The sequence below is a fragment of the Zestomonas insulae genome (assembly GCF_016901015.1).
Classification (GTDB): domain Bacteria; phylum Pseudomonadota; class Gammaproteobacteria; order Pseudomonadales; family Pseudomonadaceae; genus Aquipseudomonas; species Aquipseudomonas insulae.
Genome location: NZ_JAFEUP010000003.1, coordinates 793,241 through 811,244 on the forward strand (window position 1 = coordinate 793,241; position 18,004 = coordinate 811,244).

General features: G+C 68.3%; 13 protein-coding genes and 1 pseudogene. 11 read left to right on the forward strand and 3 right to left on the reverse strand.

The features are described from left to right. Positions 1-98 precede the first annotated feature (98 nt). The 5 genes from JQX08_RS13570 (at position 99) to JQX08_RS13590 (ending at position 5,840) form a co-directional block, all read left to right on the forward strand. A complete protein-coding gene (locus JQX08_RS13570) occupies positions 99-920 on the forward strand; it encodes an HTD2 family dehydratase (protein WP_205348902.1) in 822 nt (273 codons plus the stop codon). A 54-nt stretch (positions 921-974) separates the two neighbouring features. Further along, positions 975-2,135, forward strand: coding sequence for an acyl-CoA dehydrogenase family protein (locus JQX08_RS13575; protein WP_205348903.1), 1,161 nt, complete (start codon positions 975-977; stop codon positions 2,133-2,135). A gap of 59 nt (positions 2,136-2,194) precedes the next feature. Then, positions 2,195-3,544, forward strand: a complete 1,350-nt coding sequence (locus tag JQX08_RS13580; RefSeq protein ID WP_205348904.1) for an MmgE/PrpD family protein — start codon at positions 2,195-2,197, stop codon at positions 3,542-3,544. A 266-nt stretch (positions 3,545-3,810) separates the two neighbouring features. Next, complete coding sequence (locus JQX08_RS13585) at positions 3,811-5,004, forward strand: CaiB/BaiF CoA transferase family protein (protein ID WP_205348905.1); 1,194 nt, start codon at positions 3,811-3,813, stop codon at positions 5,002-5,004. A 20-nt stretch (positions 5,005-5,024) separates the two neighbouring features. Next, positions 5,025-5,840 (forward strand): HpcH/HpaI aldolase/citrate lyase family protein, encoded by an 816-nt coding sequence (locus JQX08_RS13590; protein WP_205348906.1) that lies wholly within the window; start codon positions 5,025-5,027, stop codon positions 5,838-5,840. An 8-nt stretch (positions 5,841-5,848) separates the two neighbouring features. Here JQX08_RS13590 and JQX08_RS13595 read toward each other — a convergent pair whose 3' ends face one another. Next, positions 5,849-8,575 (reverse strand): winged helix-turn-helix domain-containing protein, encoded by a 2,727-nt coding sequence (locus JQX08_RS13595; RefSeq protein ID WP_205348907.1) that lies wholly within the window; start codon positions 8,573-8,575, stop codon positions 5,849-5,851. Between the two features lie 234 nt (positions 8,576-8,809). Between JQX08_RS13595 and JQX08_RS13600 the strand changes: the two genes are divergently transcribed. The 4 genes from JQX08_RS13600 to JQX08_RS13615 all read left to right on the forward strand — a co-directional run bounded on the left by JQX08_RS13600 (position 8,810) and on the right by JQX08_RS13615 (position 12,889). Beyond that, a complete protein-coding gene (locus JQX08_RS13600; protein ID WP_205348908.1) occupies positions 8,810-9,856 on the forward strand; it encodes an AraC family transcriptional regulator in 1,047 nt (348 codons plus the stop codon). 176 nt (positions 9,857-10,032) lie between these two features. After that, positions 10,033-11,229 carry an acyl-CoA dehydrogenase family protein gene (locus tag JQX08_RS13605; RefSeq protein WP_205348909.1) on the forward strand — a complete coding sequence of 399 codons (1,197 nt, stop codon included), beginning with the start codon at positions 10,033-10,035 and terminating at the stop codon, positions 11,227-11,229. An 11-nt stretch (positions 11,230-11,240) separates the two neighbouring features. Then, positions 11,241-12,380, forward strand: a complete 1,140-nt coding sequence (locus JQX08_RS13610; RefSeq protein WP_205348910.1) for an acyl-CoA dehydrogenase family protein — start codon at positions 11,241-11,243, stop codon at positions 12,378-12,380. Positions 12,381-12,553: 173 nt separating this feature from the next. Further along, positions 12,554-12,889 carry a hypothetical protein gene (locus JQX08_RS13615; protein WP_205348911.1) on the forward strand — a complete coding sequence of 112 codons (336 nt, stop codon included), beginning with the start codon at positions 12,554-12,556 and terminating at the stop codon, positions 12,887-12,889. Positions 12,890-12,940: 51 nt separating this feature from the next. On the opposite strand, the gene JQX08_RS13620 is transcribed toward JQX08_RS13615, so the two are convergent. After that, a complete protein-coding gene (locus JQX08_RS13620; RefSeq protein ID WP_205348912.1) occupies positions 12,941-14,257 on the reverse strand; it encodes a methyl-accepting chemotaxis protein in 1,317 nt (438 codons plus the stop codon). 170 nt (positions 14,258-14,427) lie between these two features. After that, complete coding sequence (locus JQX08_RS13625) at positions 14,428-16,200, reverse strand: sensor domain-containing diguanylate cyclase (protein WP_346727595.1); 1,773 nt, start codon at positions 16,198-16,200, stop codon at positions 14,428-14,430. Between the two features lie 336 nt (positions 16,201-16,536). Between JQX08_RS13625 and JQX08_RS13630 the strand changes: the two genes are divergently transcribed. After that, entirely contained in the window at positions 16,537-17,577 is a 1,041-nt protein-coding gene (locus JQX08_RS13630) for a hypothetical protein (RefSeq protein WP_239482147.1), read from the forward strand. 271 nt (positions 17,578-17,848) lie between these two features. Next, positions 17,849-18,004 (forward strand): annotated as a pseudogene (locus JQX08_RS13635) (electron transfer flavoprotein subunit beta/FixA family protein); the annotation flags it as partial.

Sequence of the window (18,004 nt, forward strand, 5' to 3'; positions counted from 1 at the left end):
GTTCGGCATGGATGAATGCTGGATTATTGAAATGCAGATTCTCAGAACGCAAGGCAATCTTCATGCTCGCCGCTTGTGACACATGACCGAGAGTTGCCATGAGCGATTACCGTGCCTGGTTGGGGCGCACCGAAGAGACCCACGACGAGTTGAGCAGCCTGCTGGTCCAGCGCCTGGCCGCCACCTTCAGCGAAGCCGCACCTGCGGTGGGCAGCGCCCTGCCACCGTTGTGGCAGTGGGCGTTCTTTCAGCCGGCGGTCGACGAAGCGGGACTTGGCGCCGACGGCCACCCGGCGCGTGGCGGCTTCCTGCCGCCGGCCGACGACCGCAACCGCATGTGGGCCGGCAGCGAAGTGGAGTTCCTCGCTCCGCTGCAAGTCGGTAGCGCCGCAGTGCGCCGCACCTGCATCGAGAACATCGAGGAAAAGCACGGCCGCAGCGGCGCGCTGCTGTTCGTCAGCCTGCGCCATGAGTACTTCCAGAACGACGTGCTGGCTCTACGCGAACGCCAGGACATCGTCTACCGCGAGCCGAGTCCACCCAAGCTCGGCGGCGGCGAGCCGGCCGCGCTCGGTGACTGGAACGAAACCGTGGTGCCGACGCCGACCCTGCTGTTCCGCTACTCGGCGGTGACCTTCAACGGCCATCGCATCCATTACGACTGGCCCTACGTCACCGAGACCGAAGGCTACCCGGGCCTGGTCGTGCACGGCCCGCTGATCGCCACGCTGATGCTGCGCGCGTTCTGCCGTGCCCATCCGCAGGCCCGCGTGCGGCGCTTCAGCCACCGCGGCCAGCGCCCGCTGATCGCTCCGCAACCCTTCCAGCTCAGCGGCCGCATCGTCCGCCCGGGCGTCGCCGAAGTCTGGGCCGGCAATGCTGCCGGGGTCGCCCAGATCGGCGAAGTGCACTTCGACTAACCCCATCTATCTATTTGCCGGCGGGCCGTACCCGCCGCCCGCGAGGACTCCGACATGACTGCCATTGCCGACCCCTACCAGCACATCCGTGACGGCGTACGCGCCCTGTGCGCCGAATTCGACGCCGCCTACTGGCGCAAGATCGACGACGAGAAGGGCTTCCCCGAGGCCTTCGTCAGCGCCATGACCGAAGCCGGCTGGCTGTCGGCGATGATCCCGGAAGAGTACGGCGGCTCCGGCCTGGGCCTGGCCGAAGCCTCGGTGATCCTTGAGGAGGTCAACCGCTGCGGCGGCAATTCCGGCACCGTGCACGGGCAGATGTACAACATGTTCACCCTGCTGCGAAACGGCAGCCAGGCGCAGAAGGACTATTACCTGCCGAAGCTGGCCAGCGGCGAGCTGCGCCTGCAGTCGATGGGCGTCACCGAACCGACCACCGGCACCGACACCACCAAGATCAAGACCACCGCCGTGCGTCAGGGCGACAAGTACGTGATCAATGGCCAGAAGGTGTGGATCTCGCGCATCCAGCACTCCGACCTGATGATCCTCCTGGCGCGCACCACGCCGCTGGCCGAGGTGAAGAAGAAGTCCGAAGGCATGTCGATCTTCCTGGTCGACCTGCGCGAAGCCATCGGCAACGGCCTGACCGTGCAGCCGATCGCCAACATGGTCAACCACGAGACCAACGAGCTGTTCTTCGACAACCTGGAGATTCCCGCCGACAGTCTGATCGGCGAGGAAGGCAAGGGCTTCAAGTACATCCTCGACGGCCTGAATGCCGAGCGCACGCTGATCGCCGCCGAGTGCATCGGCGACGGCCGCTGGTTCATCGAGAAGGCCAGCGCCTATGCCCGCGACCGCGTGGTGTTCGGCCGGCCAATCGGCCAGAACCAGGGCGTGCAGTTCCCCATCGCCGAGGCGCACATCGAAGTCGAGGCCGCCGACCTGATGCGCTGGCAGGCCTGCGCGGACTACGACGCCGGGCATAACGCCGGTGCCGCGGCGAACATGGCCAAGTACCTGGCGGCCAAGGCCTCCTGGGAAGCGGCCAACGCCTGCCTGCAGACCCACGGCGGCTTCGGCTTCGCCTGCGAATACGACGTCGAGCGCAAGTTCCGCGAGACCCGCCTGTACCAGGTGGCGCCGATCTCCACCAACCTGATCCTGTCCTACGTGGCCGAGCACATCCTCGAGCTGCCGCGCTCGTTCTGATTGGGGGCGACCTGCTGCGCTAGCCCGCGAGGTCTTGGAAACTGATGAGTGAGGAGAACATGAATAACACCCATGCATTAGCGGAGTTCCTCGCCGGCCTGCGTTACGACGACCTGCCCCCGCGCGTGGTCAGCTACACCGAAGAGCTGTTCCTCGACTGGCTCGGCTCGGCCCTGGCCAGCCAGGGCAGCCACCCGATTCCGCTGTTCGAGCGCTACGCCGCGCGGATGGGTCCGGGCGATGGCAACTGCCAGGTCCTGGTCAACGGCACGCGCAGCTCGGCGTACTTCGCCGCACTGGTCAACGCCGCCAGCTCGCACCTGGTCGAACAGGACGACCTGCACAACAGCTCGGTGTTCCACCCGGCCACCGTGGTGTTCCCGGCCGCGCTGGCGGCCGCGCAGGACCTCGGCAAGTCCGGCCGCGAGCTGATCCTCGCCGCGGTGGCCGGCTACGAGGCGGGCATCCGCATCGGCGAATTCCTCGGCCGCTCGCACTACCGCATCTTCCACACCACCGCGACGGTCGGCACCCTGGCCGCCGCCGTGGCAGTCGGCAAGCTGCTCGACTTCGACACCGCGCGGTTCGTCAACTGCCTGGGCAGTGCCGGCACCCAGGCCGCCGGGCTGTGGGAGTTCCTCCGCGATGCGGCCGACTCCAAGCAGCTGCACACCGCCAAGGCGGCGGCCGACGGCCTGCTCGCCGCCTACCTGACCGCCGATGGCCTGAGCGGCGCGCAGAACATCCTCGAAGGCGAGCAGGGCCTGGCCGCGGGCATGTCCCGCGACGCCAATCCGGCCTGCCTGGTCGACGGCCTCGGCAGCCGCTGGGCGCTGACCGAGACCTCGTTCAAGTTCCACGCCTCGTGCCGCCACACCCACCCGGCAGCCGATGCGCTGCTCGCGCTGATGCAGCGCGAAGGCTTGAACCACGAGCAACTGGCGAAGATCACCACCCGCGTGCACCAGGGCGCCATCGACGTGCTCGGTCGCGTGGTGGTGCCGCAGACCGTGCACCAGGGCAAGTTCTCCATGGGCACCGTGCTCGGCCTGATCGCCGTGTACGGCAAGGCCGGGCTGGTCGAGTTCGAGCAGCACGCGCTGAGCGATCCGCGCGTCGCTGCAGTGCGCGAGAAGACCAGCATGGTTCTCGACGCCGAGGTCGACGGCGCCTACCCGCAGCGCTGGCTGGGTCGCGTCGAAGTGCTGACCGTCGGCGGCCGGCGTTTCCACGGGGCGATCGACGAGCCCAAGGGCGACCCGGGCAACGGTCTCAGCCGCGCCGAGCTGGAGGACAAGTTCCAGCGCCTGCTGGCGTTCTCCGGCGCGCGCGACGCGGAGCAGGGCGGCGAGCTGATCGCCAAAGTGTGGGCGCTGCACGCCAACGACGATGTGCGCGAGCTGATCTGAGGCTCCGCTCCCTCTCCCTAACCCTCTCCCAAAGGGAGAGGGGACTGGGTCAGTGGGCCGGTCAGCGCGGTGCAAGCCGGCCGGCTTCGGAAACCCCCTCTTCCCTCGGGAGAGGGAGGGGCGGCCCGCGTAGGGAGAGGGGCTGAGTTTCGTTGGCAAATCGTGGTAATCGAATACTGGCGCTGGCCAACCTGTAGCCCGGAGTTCATCCGGGATGAAACAACGAATTTCCCGGATGAACTCCGGGCTATCGAACTGGAGCTGACATGACCCAACCCCGCCCACTCGACGGCATCACTGTGATCAGCCTCGAACACGCCATCGCCGCGCCGTTCTGCACCCGCCAGCTGGCCGACCTCGGCGCACGGGTGATCAAGGTCGAGCGTCCCGGCGTCGGCGATTTCGCGCGTGGCTACGACGAGCGGGTGCGCGGCATGTCCTCGCATTTCGTCTGGACCAACCGTTCCAAGGAAAGCCTGGCGCTCGACCTCAAGCAGGACAACGCCTTCGCCGTGCTGGAGCAGCTGCTCGAGCGCGCCGACGTGCTGGTGCAGAACCTCGCCCCGGGCGCCGCGGCGCGCATGGGCCTGTCGTTCGAGGCGCTGCACGCGCGCTTCCCGCGCCTGGTGGTGTGCGACATCTCCGGCTACGGCGACGGCGGCCCGTACCAGGACAAGAAAGCCTACGACCTGCTGATCCAGAGCGAGAGCGGCTTCCTCTCGGTGACCGGCGGCCCGGGTGACGACCAGATGGCCAAGGCCGGCTGCTCGATCGCCGACATCTCCGCCGGCATGTACGCCTACAGCGGCATCCTCTCGGCGCTGCTGCTGCGCGAGAAAACCGGGCTGGGCAGCCGCATCGACGTGTCGATGCTGGAGAGCATGGCCGAGTGGATGAGCTTCCCGATGTACTACGCCTTCGAAGACGCCGCGCCGCCACCGCGGGCCGGCGCCGCGCACGCGACCATCTATCCGTACGGGCCGTTCCCGGTCGGTGACGGCAGCACGGTGATGCTCGCCGTGCAGAACCAGCGCGAATGGGCGGCGTTCTGCGCCAGCGTGCTGCTGCGTCCGGAGCTGTACGACGACGCGCGCTTCACCACCACCAGCCTGCGGGTGGCCAACCGCGACGCGCTGCGCGCGCTGATCGTCGAGGGCTTCTCCGGACTCAGCGCGGCGCAGGTCATCGAACGCCTGGAGCGCGCGCAGATCGGCAACGCCCAAGTCAACGACATGCACGACCTCTGGCAGCATCCGCAGCTCAAGGCGCGCGACAGCTGGCGCGAGATCGACAGCCCGGTCGGCCGCCTGCCGGCCATGCTGCCACCGGCGCGCAACACCGCGTTCAGCCCGCGCATGGACGCGGTGCCCGCGCTCGGTCAGCATACCGAGCAACTACTCGGCGAGCTGGGCCATTCCCCGGCCGCCATCCAGCGCCTGCGCGACAGCGGCGCGGTTTAACGCATCAGCGAGGATTTGCCATGACCCAGTTCATCCGCTCGGCCCTGTTCGTGCCCGGCAGTCGTCCGGAGCGCTTCGCCAAGGCCCTGGCGGTCGGCGCCGATGCGGTGATCGTCGATTTCGAGGACGCCGTCGAGGATGACCTCAAGGCGGCGGCGCGCACCAACCTGGCGATGTTCCTCACCGAGCATCCCGAGGCGCGCGTGTGGGTGCGCATCAACGCCGCCGGGCATGCCGAGCATGCCGCCGACCTGGCGCTGTGCCGCGAGCAGCCGGGGGTGGTCGGCGTGCTGCTGCCCAAGGCCGAGCGTGCCGCCCAGGTGTATGGCGCGGCGTCGTGCGGCAAGCCGGTGTGGCTGCTGATCGAAAGCGCGCTCGGCGTGTTGGCCCTACCGGAACTGGCCGCCTGCGCCGGGGTGCAACGACTGAGCTACGGCGCGCTGGATTTCGCCCTCGACCTCGGCCTCAGCACCGGTACCGCGGCGGCCGAAGCGATGCTCGATCAGCTGCGCTACGCGCTGGTCGTACACTCGCGCGGCAACGACCTGCAGCCGCCGCTGGAGAGTGTCTACCCGGCCTTCAACGATGACGCCGGGCTGGCCGCGGCGACCCGCCGGGCGCGCGACATGGGCCTGGTCGGCGCGCTGTGCATCCATCCCAAGCAGGTCGCCGTGGTGCATGCGGCGCTGGCGCCGAGTGCCGAGGAACTGGCCTGGGCGCGTCGGGTGATCGACGCCGGCGCCGATGGCGCGGCGGCCTTCTCGGTGGACGGGCAGATGGTCGACGCGCCGGTGCTCAACCGCGCGCGCCGCCTGCTGGCTGCCGCCGGCGAGTAAACCGGCAACTAGTCGAGCAAACCGAGGTTGCGCGCAATCGCCACCGCTTCGGTGCGCCCCTGCGCGCCGAGCTTGGCGTTGATGTTGCGCAGGTGCGACTTCACGGTGAACTCCGAGAGGAACATCTTCTCGGCGATCACCCGGTTGCGATGACCTTCGGCAAGCAGGCGGATGACCTGCACCTCGCGGCTGGTGAGCAGGTCCTGCGCTTCCGCGCCGGACGCCTCGCCGGACGTGCCGCGCGCGGCCTCGGCCGGGTTGCCCAGTTGGCCCAGCAGCTCGGCGAGAAAGCGCGGCTCGATGCCGCTCGGCACCTGCTTGCCGGGGTGCGCGGCGGCCCAGCGCTGCAGCAGTGCAGCGAGCGCCGGGCCTTCCTCGAGGAAGGTGCGGCGAAAGCCTTCGTGGCTGGCGAAGCGCAGCGCCTCGGTGAGTTCGGTGAAAGCCTCTTCCTGACGCGCCAGCCCGGCCAGCGCCAGGGCGTGCAATAGGCGCAGCTTGAGGGCGCGCCGCTGGCGCTGCTTGGCTTGCGCCAGCTCGAGCGCCGCGGCGAGCTCGCCGGCCGTTTCGGCATGGTCGCCCTGGGCGATGCGCAGGCGCCAGCCGGCGATGCTCGGCAGGTCGACGTCGGTGCCGTACAGCGACAGGCCGGGGCGTTCCCAGTCGCGCATGCCGTCGACCGTGCGCAGCGCGTGCTCGGCAACCTCCAGGCGGCCTTCGACGGTGGCCACCCGCGCGCGCTCCAGCCAGCTGCAGCACACCGCGCGGCGTGAACCGATGCGGTGGCCGGTGGCCTCCAGCTCGGCCAGGTAGCGTTGCCACTGGTCGCGCTCGCCGCGCTGCAGGCTCACGCGCGACAACAGCACATGGCTGACGATCAACTGGTCGGAGGTGCTGTTGTCGCTGGTGTAGGGCAGCACGTCGAGCAGCGCCTGCTCGGCTTCGTCGAGTTGGTCGGCCTCGTAGAGCGCCAGGGCGAGGATCGCCAGGATGGTCGGCCGGCCGCCGAGGCTTTCCCCGCCGGTGTCGTCCCAGTGCCGTTCGGCGGCGGTCTGCAGGCGGGCGAGGGCGTTGCCGAGGCGGCCCTGGACCAGGTCGATGATGCCTTCCAGGCTGCCGACCATGCCGCGCAGGTAGGCCGAGCGGCGATAGTCCTGGCGCAGCAGGGCGCGTGACAGCAGGCTGCGCGCCTCGTCGTAGCGCTCGGTGGCGATCAGGCTGAGGGCCAGGGTATTGGTCACCACGCCGATCTGGAACAGCTCATCGGCCGGCAACCGTTCGAGCTGGCGCAGACCGGCCACGCAGCATTCCTCGACCTGCTCGGTCATCACCAGCAGCAGGCAGCGCACGGTCTCCGCCTCCAGCGCGTAGCGCGGCTCGCCGCCGGCCTCCAGGCGCTGCAGCACCGTTTCGGCGTCGGCGAAACGACGCGCCAGGACCAGCGTCCAGGCATAGGCGGCGAGCAGGCTGGGGTAGCCGTTGAGTTCGCCGGCCGGAATCTGGTCGAGCCAGCGCAGCAGCAGGCGCGAGCGGCCGGCGTCGAGCAGCGCGCCGACGTGCGCGGCGATCTGCTCGGCGGCCTCGGCGCTGATGCCGGCCTGCAGCAGGTGCTCGATGGCGCGTACCGGGCGATCCACCGACAGGTACCAGCGCGCCGCCGCACGGTGCAGTTCGACCGCGCGGCCGGGGTGCTGACGCTGCAGGGCGTCGCCGAGGAAGCTGGCGAACAGGCTGTGGTAGCGGTACCAGCTGCGCTCGTTGTCCAGCGGGAAGACGAACAGGTTGGCCTTCTCCAGGTAGTCGATCATCGCCTGGCTGTCGTCGCGGCCGGTCACCGCGTCGCACAGCGGCGCGCAGAACTGGCCGAGCACGCTGGTTTCCAGGAGGAAGCGGCGATGCCCGTCGTCCAGGCGGGCGAGGATGTCCTCGGCCAGGTACTCGGCGAGTTCCAGGTTGGAGCCGGAGAACGAGGCGACGAACGCCGCGTGGTCGCTGCGTTCGTGCAGCGACAGGGTGGCGAGGAAGATCGCCGCCGCCCAGCCCTCGGTGCAGCGGTGCAGGGTGGCGATCTCGTTGTCGCGCAGCGGCAGCGCGTGCTTGTCGCGCAGGAACTGGGTGGCCTCGTCGAGCGAGAAGCGCAGCGCGCTGGGGCCGATCTCCACCAGCCGGCCGCGCGCGCGAATGCGCCCGAGGCCGATGTCCGGCGTGCTGCGCGAGGTGATCACCATCAGCCCGCACGGCGGCAGCGCCTCGACCAGCTGCTGGATGAAGTTCAGCAGCTGCGGGTTCTGGATCACCTCGAACTCGTCGAGCAGCAGGGAGAACGGGGTTTCCGTCGCGGCGATGCGTTCGAGCAGGTCGAGGCTCTGCTCGGAGAGGCTCTGCGCGCTGCCCGGGTTGGCGGCCGGTGCCGCGGGCACGCGGTCGAGGCCGGCGCTGAGGTGGCTGATGAAGCGCTGCAGGTCGTTGTCGGCGACGTCCAGATTGAGCCACACGGTGGCGCGGCCCTGGGCCTGGCAGTGCGCGTGGTACTGCTGCATCAGGGTGCTCTTGCCGAAGCCGGCGGCGGCGCGGATCAGCACCAGGCGCGCCGGACCGGCGGCGAGCATCTGCTCGAGCAGCTTGTGGCGCGCCAGATGCGTCGACGCGGCGAGCGGGGCGCTCAGCTTGGCCGGCAGGATGCGCGCGATCGGTTCGCCGTGGCTGGCATCGGTGGGGCGTGCAGTCGGTTCGTTCATGGCAGACCGTTGGCAGGTGAAGAGGCGCGAAATGGCATGGGCGCGGTGTGGCAGACGCCTATCTTGCCACGCTCGGGCGCGCCGGGGGCGGCTTCGACCCTGCGCGAAGAGACGTGCGTGGCCAGCCTAGGCGGGGGCCGTTCAAGGTGCGCCACCCGAGCCGTGTGGCGGCGGGGTGGGCAATTGGCGGGATAATGGCGACCAGCCCCTGTCGGCCCGAGGACCCCGCCACGCATGACCGCCTTCCGCCCGCCTGCGGCCGCCCGGCCGCTCGACAACAGCTACTACCTGCCGACGCTGATGCTGGCGGTGGACGAACTGTTGGCGCGCGGCGTACCGCCGGCCACGCTCGAAGCGGCGTGCAAGCGCCCGCTGGAGGAGCTGCGCGGCGCCCTGCATGGCGTGCCGCAACTGTTCGCCCGGCGCTTCTGGACCCTGGCGCGGCAGCTCAGCGGCGAGCCGGCGATCGGCCTGCAGCTGGGTTGCGGTCAGCTGTCGCGGCGTCTCAACCCGCTGAGCTACCTGTTCGATGTGTCGCCTTCGCTGCAGCGTTGCTGCGCTCATCTGGTCGAGGTGCTGCCGGCCTTTCAGGGCCAGTTCCGTTTCGAAGCGAGCGTCGAGGCCGAGGCCTGCCGCCTGCGCCTGCTCGACTGCGGCCGCCTGCGGGCGCCGCCGGCGATGATCGATTTCCACCTCAGCGGCCTGTGCAGCCTGCTGCGCCGCAAGCTGCTGGTGCTCGGCCAGGACCTCGGGCCGCTGCGCCTGGCCATGGGCCGCCCGGCGCCGGCGCATGCCGAGCGCTACGCGGCGGCCTGGGGGCTGGCGGTGGACTGGCAGCAGCCGCACTACGCGCTGCACATCCCGCGCAGCTTGTACGAGCGCGAGCTGAATCCCGGCGACGAGCCGCTCAGCGCCACCCTGCTCGCGCTGATCGCGCAGCAGACCGGCAGCGCGCCACCGAGCCTGCTGCAGCAGGTCTGCGATTTCATCGTCGCCCATCTCGACCAGGACCCCAGCCTGGAGGCCTTCAGCGACCGCCATTTCATCACCCCGCGCACCGTGACCCGGCGCCTGCTTGGCCAGGGCTGGCGCTATGGCGAGCTGCTCGACGAGCACCGCCGCTGCCGCGCCGAAGACCTGCTGCGCGAGCCGGCGCTGAACCAGGCGGAGATCGCCGAACAGACCGGTTACCGCGACGCGTCCAGCTTCGCGCGGGCTTTCGTGCGTTGGCACGCCTGCAGCCCCGGCGCCTGGCGCGACGCGCAGTCGGCCCACGACTAGCCAGTCGTCGCAGTCAGCCTTTGGTGCGACAGGTCCGCACGACAGATCGGCAAATCCGTACTCAAATTGGTTCTAACGAACTACAGATTTGCCCCCGGCGCCGGGCCGATACTCGGCACCGATCTCATAACGGCCGCGGCCCTGCTGCCGGCCGGCCGACTGTTCGAGGAGTCCCCATGGATATTCATTACACGCCTGCCGAACTCGCCTTCCGCGACGAAGTGCGTGCGTTCCTGACCGCCGAGTTGCCGGCGGACATCGCCGCCAAAGTGCGGCTCGGCAAGCACCTGTCCAAGCAGGACCACCAGCGCTGGCAGCAGATTCTCAGCAAGCGCGGCTGGTTCGCCGTGGGTTGGCCAGAAGAGCTGGGCGGGGTCGAATGGGGCGCCGTGGAGAAGCACATCTTCGACGAGGAATGCGCCGCCTTCGGTGCGCCGCGGACCATCCCGTTCGGCGTCAACATGGTCGCCCCGGTGATCATCAAGTTCGGTACCCCCGAACAGAAGGCGCACTACCTGCCGCGCATCCTCGACGGCACCGACTGGTGGTGCCAGGGCTATTCCGAGCCGGGCGCCGGCTCCGACCTGGCTAGCCTGAAGACCCGCGCGGTGCGTGACGGCGACCATTACGTGGTGAACGGCCAGAAGACCTGGACCACCCTCGGCCAGTACGCCGACTGGATCTTCTGCCTGGTGCGCACCGACCCCGAGGCGCAGCAGCAGCGTGGCATCAGCTTCCTGCTGATCGACATGCAGACCCCGGGCATCACCGTGCGTCCGATCATCACCCTGGACGGTGACCATGAGGTCAACGAGGTGTTCTTCGACAACGTGCGCGTGCCGGTGGAAAACCTGGTCGGCCGCGAGAACGAAGGCTGGACCTGCGCCAAGTACCTGCTCACCCACGAACGCACCGGGCTGGCCGGCATCGGTGGCTCCAAGGCGCTGCTCAAGCACCTGAAGAAAGTCGCTAGGGCCGAGCTGTGCGACGGCAAGCCGCTGATCGACGATCCGCTGTTCCGCGCCCAGGTCGCCGAAGTGGAGATGCAGCTGCGCGCCATCGAAATCGCCACCCTGCGCATCTGCGCCGCAGCGGCCCACGGCGGGGTGCCAGGCACCGAAAGCTCGATCCTCAAGATCAAGGGCACCGAGATCCGCCAGGCGATCACCCACCTGTTGCGCAAGGTCATCGGCCCGTACGCGCTGCCGATGCTGGAGGAGGAGCTTGACCTGCAGTTCGCCGGTGAGCTGCTGCACGCCGACTACAGCGCGTCGCTGTCCGGCGACTACTTCAACATGCGCAAGCTGTCGATCTTCGGCGGCTCCAACGAAATTCAGAAGAACATCGTTTCCAAGATGATTCTCGAGCTGTAAGGGGACACGCCATGGACTTCAAACTGACTGAAGAGCAGCAGATGCTGCAAGACACCGCGGCGCGTCTGGTGCGCGACGCCTACAGCTTCGAAACCCGCGAGAAACTGGCCAAGAGCGAACTGGGCTTTTCCGCCGAGTTCTGGGCGCAGCTCGGCGAGCTGGGCCTGACCGCCGTACCGTTCGGCGAGGAGGCGGGCGGCTTCGGCGGTGGCGGCGTGGAAACCATGCTGATCATGACCGAGCTGGGCCGCGGCCTGTGCCTGGAGCCCTACCTGCACTCGGTGATCTACGCCGGAGGCCTGCTCGAACAGCTCGGCAACGCCGAGCAGCAGGCGCTGCTCGCTGATGTCGCCAGCGCCCAGCTGCAACTGGCGGTGGCCTTCGAGGAAGCGCAGAGCCACTACCACCTGAACGACGTGCAGACCCGCGCCGAGGCGGTGGCCGGCGGCTGGAAGCTGTCCGGGCGCAAGGCGGTGGTGATCGGCGGGCACAGCGCCGGCAAGATTCTGGTCAGCGCGCGCACCAGCGGCGCCGACCGCGACGAAGCGGGCATCAGTCTGTTCCTCGTCGACCCGAACAGCGCCGGCGTCAGCCGCCGCAGCTACCCGAACGTCGACGGTCCGAAGGCCTGCGACCTGTTCCTCGACGGCGTGCTGGTCGGCGCCGAGCAGCTGCTCGGCGAAGTCGGCCAGGCCCTGCCGGCGCTGCGCTACCAGCAAGGCCGGGCGATCGCCGCGCAGTGCGCCGAGGCGCTGGGCAGCATGCAGGCGGCCTGTGACCTGACGCTCGACTACCTGAAGACGCGCAAGCAGTTCGGCGTGCCGATCGGCAAGTTCCAGGCCCTGCAGCACCGCATGGTCGACATGCGCACCGAGCTGGAGCAGGCCACCTCGATGGCCATCCTCGCCGCCTGCGTGGCTGACGAGGCGGACAGCGTCGAGCGCTCGCTGACCCTGGCCAACGCCAAGTTCATCAGCGTGCGCGCGGCGCGCTACATCGCCGAAGAGTCCATCCAGCTGCACGGCGGCATCGGCATGACCTGGGAATACGTGCTCGGCCACCACGCCAAGCGCCTGGTGATGCTCAGCCACCAGTTCGGCGATGACGACCATCACCTGCAGGCCTACAGCAAGTTGATGGACGTCGCCTGACGGCGCGTCGCAGTCCCATAAGCCCGCCGCTCAGGCGGGCTTTTTTTCGTCCCGAGAAATGACCGTCTGTCGCCATTTGCTGACCGACCCTGCAGGTTTTGCTGCGCTCATTCGTCTTAGTAAATGAAGGGACATTCGCAGTGAATGCTCAGACGCCGAGAAGGAGTATTTCGATGCGTGAAGCGACAGCAACCCTGCGCGCACCGCACGGCGAACGATCGCAGGCCAGACGGCTGCTGCAGGACGCGGGGCTGAGGCACAGTTTGGGGCGGCAGATGATCATCGAGGCGCTGTGGCGCATCGCTGCCGAGCAGGACGTGGTGGGCATCTATGTGCTGCAGGACGCGCTGAGCGAGGCGGGTGCGCCGCTGTCGGTGCTCAGCATTCGCCAGGCCCTGCGGCGCCTGGAAGCAGGCGGCCTGGTGGTGCGCGATGGGGTCGACCGCTATCGGCCCGGCAGGCGCGCCAACGACGGTCATTACCCCTGCGACGGGGTGCTGGCCGGCTGAACCGGCACACCGGCGACCGCCCGGCGCCAAGGCCGGGCTGTTGCAGGGGGATCAGCTCTTCAGCTGGCTGGCGAACTGACCGACCGCGCTGACCACGCGCTGGGCGCCGTCCTGAATCTCGACGATCACCTCGCCGGCCTGGTTGGCCAGGCCGAGGCCCTGTTCGGCCTGCTGCTTGCTGCTCGACATGCTGCTCACCGCCGCCTGCGCCAGGCTCTGGTTCTTCTGCACCACATCGACGATTTCCTCCGCCGCCTGGCTGGTGCGGGCGGCCAGCTGGCGCACTTCGTCGGCCACCACGGCGAAGCCGCGGCCCTGGTCGCCGGCGCGCGCCGCTTCGATCGCCGCGTTGAGGGCCAGCAGGTTGGTCTGATCGGCGATGCCGCTGATGGTCTTGATGATGGTGCTGATCAGCGCCGACTGCTTGTCCAGCGCCTCGATACCCTCGGCGGCTTCCTGCACCTGGCGGGTGATCTGCCGCATCACCTCGACGGTCTGGCTGACCACCGCGGCGCCTTTCTGCGCGGTCATGTCGGTCTGCTGCGAGGTGCTGTAGGCGATGTTCGCCGCTTCGGCGACCGCCGACTCCTGGTTGACCTGATCGGTGATCACGGTGGCGAACTTGACCACCTTGTACAGCTCGTTGTGCGCGTTGTGCACCGGGTTGTACGAGGCTTCCAGCCAGATCACCCGGCCATGGCCGTCGATGCGCTTGAAGCGCCCGGCGATGAATTCGCCACGGTTGAGCTTGGCCCAGAACTCGCGGTAGCCGGCGGAGTTGGATTCCTCCGGCTCGCAGAAGTTGGAGTGGTGCTTGCCCTTGATCTGCTCGAGGCGGCAGCCCATCGCGCTGAGGAAACGCTCGTTGGCGGTCAGCACCTCGCCCTTGAGGTTGAATTCGATCACCGCGGTGGAACGCAGCAGGGCGCTGATGATGCCTTCGTGCTCCTTGGCGGTCTCGATGGTGTTGGTCAGGTCCACGGCGCAGACGGTGAAGCCGGTGAGCTGCTGCTGGCTGTTGCGCAGCGGCTGCCAGATCGCCCGCAGCCAGGCGTCCTGGCCGTTGCTGCGCAGCATGCGGAATGCACCGGCGTAGTGGTCGCCCTGCTTCAGCGCGCGCTGCAGCGGCGGGTAGTTGGGGTCGCGCTGGAAGGTCGCGGGGAACAGCGAGTTGACGTCGCGGCCGACCAGCGCATCGCGACGGTAACCCAGTTCCTGGAGGAAGTTGTCGTTGGCCGACACGATCCGCCCGCTGGGGTCGAGATCGAGCACCAGACGTTCCTCGTACAGCGACTCCTTGATCTGCTGGTTGCGGGCGCATTCCTCGCGCAGCGCAGCCAACTCTTCCTTCAGGTGTTTATTGAACATGATCGCTACTCGCTGGCCGGTGAGAGGTGTGTGTCTGAATAGTCGGCGTTGGCGATATTTTCTGAAGGCCGGCGGATGAATGGCGACCAGCGGTAATCGGCGTGCTCCGAGCGGTGCACAGGGCGTGGACGGGCGTGCCAGCGGCACGCCGTGAGGGGATTGACGAGGGTTCAGGCTTGCGCGACGGGGGCGGCGCTCAGCGGCTGATATTCGATGCGATTGCGGCCGTTTTGCTTGGCGCGGTACAGCGCGGTGTCGCTGCGGCTCAACGAGGCGAGTGCGCTGGCGTCACTGCTCTCCATCACCGCCACGCCGACGCTGATGGTCAGCGGGATGTGCCGATCGCCGTCGAACAGCGGTGAGGCGGCCATGCGCTGTTGCACGCGCTGGGCGAAGGCCACCGCTTCGGCGCTGTCGGCGCCGACCAGCACCACGGCAAATTCTTCGCCGCCGACCCGCCCGGCGATGTCGATCTTGCGCAGCTGCTCGCGCAGCAGGCTGGCGAAATGCTTGAGCGCCAGGTCGCCGATCGCGTGGCCCCACTGGTCGTTGATCGACTTGAAGTGGTCGAGGTCGCACATCAGCACCGCGGCCGAGTGGTCGGTGCCACGCTGGATACGCGCCAGCTCGGCGTCGATCTGCGCCATGAAATGGCGGCGGTTGGGCAGCTGGGTGAGGAAGTCGATGGTGGCGAATTCCTGCAGCTCCGCCTCGATGCGCTTGCGCTCGGTGACGTCGGTGATGAAACCGTGCCACAGCGTGCTGCCGTCCTCCAGGCGCTGCGGGCGGGCATCGCCCTGGCGCCAGCGCAGACCCTGGCGCGGCAGCACCACGCGGTACTCGAGGTGCCAGGGGGTCAGGTTGAGCGCCGACAAGTCGAGCGACGCCGCATAGGCCGGCAGGTCGTCCGGGTGGATGATCGCCTCGATCGCCGCGGTGTCGTTGGCCACCTGGTCCGCGCGGACCTCGTAGATGTCCTGGATGCCGGCGCTGACATAGGAGAAGTACGCCGCGCCGTCGGGCCGCCGGCGGTACTGGAAGACCAGGCCAGGCACCTCGTTGGTCAGGCTGGTGATCAGGTCGACGCTCTGCTGCAGGCTTTCCGACATGGCGCGCGTGGCGCTGATGTCGGAGGTGGTGCCGATCATGCGCAGCGGCTTGCCGGCGTTGTCGCGGCCGACCACCTGGCCGCGGCTGCAGATCCACTTGTAGCGCCCGTCCTTGCAGCGAATGCGGTGCTCCACCTCGTAGCGTTCGGTCAGCCCATCGAAGTGCGCCTGGATGGTTGCCTGCACATAGGCCAGGTCATCCGGATGGACGCGCAGGTAGCTGTCTTCGATGCGGTTGCTGACCTCGTTCTCGCTGTAGCCGAGCATGGCTTTCCAGCCCTTGGAATAGATGATCTCGCCGGTCTGGAAGTTGCGCTCCCAGATGCCGGTGAGGCTGCCGGCAATCGCCTGGGCCAGGCGTCGCTCGCTGTCGCGCAGGATGTCGGCCTCCGCCTGCAAGTGCAGTAAGGCGTGATCGCCGACCAGCAGCGCGGCGGCCTGCATCGCCAGCTCCTGCAGGGAGTCGCGCTGGCTGGCGTCCAGGTGGTGCGACTGGCCGTCGAACAGGCACAGCGCGCCGAGCGGCGTACCGTCTGTCGCCAGCAGCGGGCAGGCGGCGTAGAAGGGCAGCAGGGCATCGAGGCCCTGCGGGGCCTGGGCAAAGCGCGGGTCGCCGCGCGTGTCGGCGACCACCAGCAGCTCGGCGCTGGGCAACGCCGCGGCGCAGAGCGTCAGGGCGCGCGCGGCCTCCGACAACGGCAGACCGTCGCAACCGGCGATTGCTGGGCGGCCGCCATCGAGGCGGATGATCAGGCTGAGGGCGACGTTGAAGTGGCGGCGCGCCAGGCGCGCGAGGCCATTGAATCGCTCGTCCGCCGCCATGGGCGGAGGCACGAGGGATATCGAGGTCACCGGGCTGGCATCGTCAGGATTCGCAGGAGTCAGCATTTCACTTCAGTCGATGAGGGCCGGAAGGTACTGCCTGCAGTCTATAGCGGCAGCGCCTGGGTGGAGTTTAGCGCGTTGCCGCGGTCATTTCGGCCAGGCAGCACTGCGATATTGCCGCTGGTACGGCCAAATTTTCCCAGGCGCCTGGCTACCTATACTCAAAAGCACCAGGGTCGGACGTATTGGACGTTCCGTTGGAGCGGGGGCGGTACGCTGCGCTGCAGGGTGCCGGAGGAGCTGCGCGGGTCACCGTGGTCCGCGGGGTGAACCAAGCTGATGAGCATGGCGCGCTGGGCCCGAGCGCTGCTGAGCGCCGCGTTGCTGCTGGTGCTGGCCGGCTGCGCCGGTTCGCCACCGGCCAGCGAGGCGCCGGTCTCCGCGCGCACCTGGCAGCAGGTCGATCTGGATATCGTGGCCGCCTCGCGGGCGGCCATCACCCCGGCCCAGCAGTCCGCGCACGAAGCGATGAACCAGTGGATGGACCTGGTCTACCAGCGCACCGACTCGGCGTTCATTCCCTGGTTCTCCAGCTACTGGACGCGCCAGTGGCTGGGCATGAAGGTGGCCTGGTACAAGCTCAGCGCGGAGGGCGAGAAGGACCCGACGGTCAACCGCCTGGCTATCTATCTGCAGGAGGAGTATCAGGATCGCGTGCTGCAGCCGGTGGCGAAAACCACCGATCCCGACGCGATCATGGCACAAACGACACAGTTCTACGTCGGCTTGCTGGGTGCCCGACTGGACGAGATTGCGCCGCGCTACGGGGTCTCTGCCGAGCAATTCGACCAGCGCCTCAAGGACATTCCGGCAATTGCAGTTGGCGCCTCTGCCGAGCAGCGCGCCTCGCTGTACCAGCTGTTGCATGCCGATCCGCTGGAGCGTTTGCCGGCCTATGCTGCGCTGATCGAACGCATCAGCGCGACACCGGGCGGCGCCGGCGACTGGTCGACCGATGTTGGGATTTCCTCGGTGGCCAAGCAGACCAGCGAGGAACTGGTCGACGAGCTGACCACCAGCGGCGCGGCCAGCGCGGTCGGCTCGGTGCTCGGGCGGGTGGCCGGCACCGTGCTGTCGCTTGGCGTGGCGGTGGTCAGCGCGATCACCCGCGAGAACAGCCGGCCGGCAATGGAGGCGCACCTGCGCAAGAACCTCAATGCCGCCTTTGATGAGGAATGGCTGGGGTTGATGCGCAACCCCGACAGCGGGGTGCTGGCCGGCGTCTATCACATCTCCGGGCAGATCGAAGGCAGCCTCGGCGGGGGCACCGCGCCACTGCCGGAACTCGACGAGCTGCCAGCCCTGGAGCCGCCGGCGCAGCCCTGAGCCGCGCTGGCAATGCGTCGGCCTTATGCGCGCGCATTCCGCAGACGCTACCCACTCCCCTCGGGGGGCACTTCAGGGGCGGTTTTGAGTTAAGGTGTGCGGGCTTTCGCAGCGGGTGGCTGTCGTCCACCAGTGCGTGCGTCCCGGTTCGGTCGCACGGCGCACGCTGCTTCTGAGTACTCAAGCGCAGTTGCTTCAGCCTCCCGCCGTTGCAGCCGTCCTGCTTCCCTGTGGAACCCGGGCTTCGGCCCTGCTTTTTCGGAGAAATCCCATGAAAGTCCTAGTCGCTGTCAAGCGCGTGGTCGACTACAACGTCAAGGTTCGCGTCAAAGCGGACAACTCCGGCGTTGACCTGGCCAACGTCAAAATGTCGATGAACCCCTTCTGCGAAATCGCCGTGGAAGAAGCGGTGCGTCTGAAAGAGAAG

Coding starts and splice junctions, on each gene's coding strand:
- JQX08_RS13610 (WP_205348910.1), top strand. CDS start 11,241: ATGGACTTCAAACTGACTGAAGAGCAGCAGATGCTGCAAGACACCGCG.
- JQX08_RS13590 (WP_205348906.1), top strand. CDS start 5,025: ATGACCCAGTTCATCCGCTCGGCCCTGTTCGTGCCCGGCAGTCGTCCG.
- JQX08_RS13630 (WP_239482147.1), top strand. CDS start 16,537: ATGGCGCGCTGGGCCCGAGCGCTGCTGAGCGCCGCGTTGCTGCTGGTG.
- JQX08_RS13620 (WP_205348912.1), bottom strand. CDS start 14,257: ATGTTCAATAAACACCTGAAGGAAGAGTTGGCTGCGCTGCGCGAGGAA.
- JQX08_RS13575 (WP_205348903.1), top strand. CDS start 975: ATGACTGCCATTGCCGACCCCTACCAGCACATCCGTGACGGCGTACGC.
- JQX08_RS13605 (WP_205348909.1), top strand. CDS start 10,033: ATGGATATTCATTACACGCCTGCCGAACTCGCCTTCCGCGACGAAGTG.
- JQX08_RS13580 (WP_205348904.1), top strand. CDS start 2,195: ATGAATAACACCCATGCATTAGCGGAGTTCCTCGCCGGCCTGCGTTAC.
- JQX08_RS13615 (WP_205348911.1), top strand. CDS start 12,554: ATGCGTGAAGCGACAGCAACCCTGCGCGCACCGCACGGCGAACGATCG.
- JQX08_RS13600 (WP_205348908.1), top strand. CDS start 8,810: ATGACCGCCTTCCGCCCGCCTGCGGCCGCCCGGCCGCTCGACAACAGC.
- JQX08_RS13595 (WP_205348907.1), bottom strand. CDS start 8,575: ATGAACGAACCGACTGCACGCCCCACCGATGCCAGCCACGGCGAACCG.
- JQX08_RS13585 (WP_205348905.1), top strand. CDS start 3,811: ATGACCCAACCCCGCCCACTCGACGGCATCACTGTGATCAGCCTCGAA.
- JQX08_RS13570 (WP_205348902.1), top strand. CDS start 99: ATGAGCGATTACCGTGCCTGGTTGGGGCGCACCGAAGAGACCCACGAC.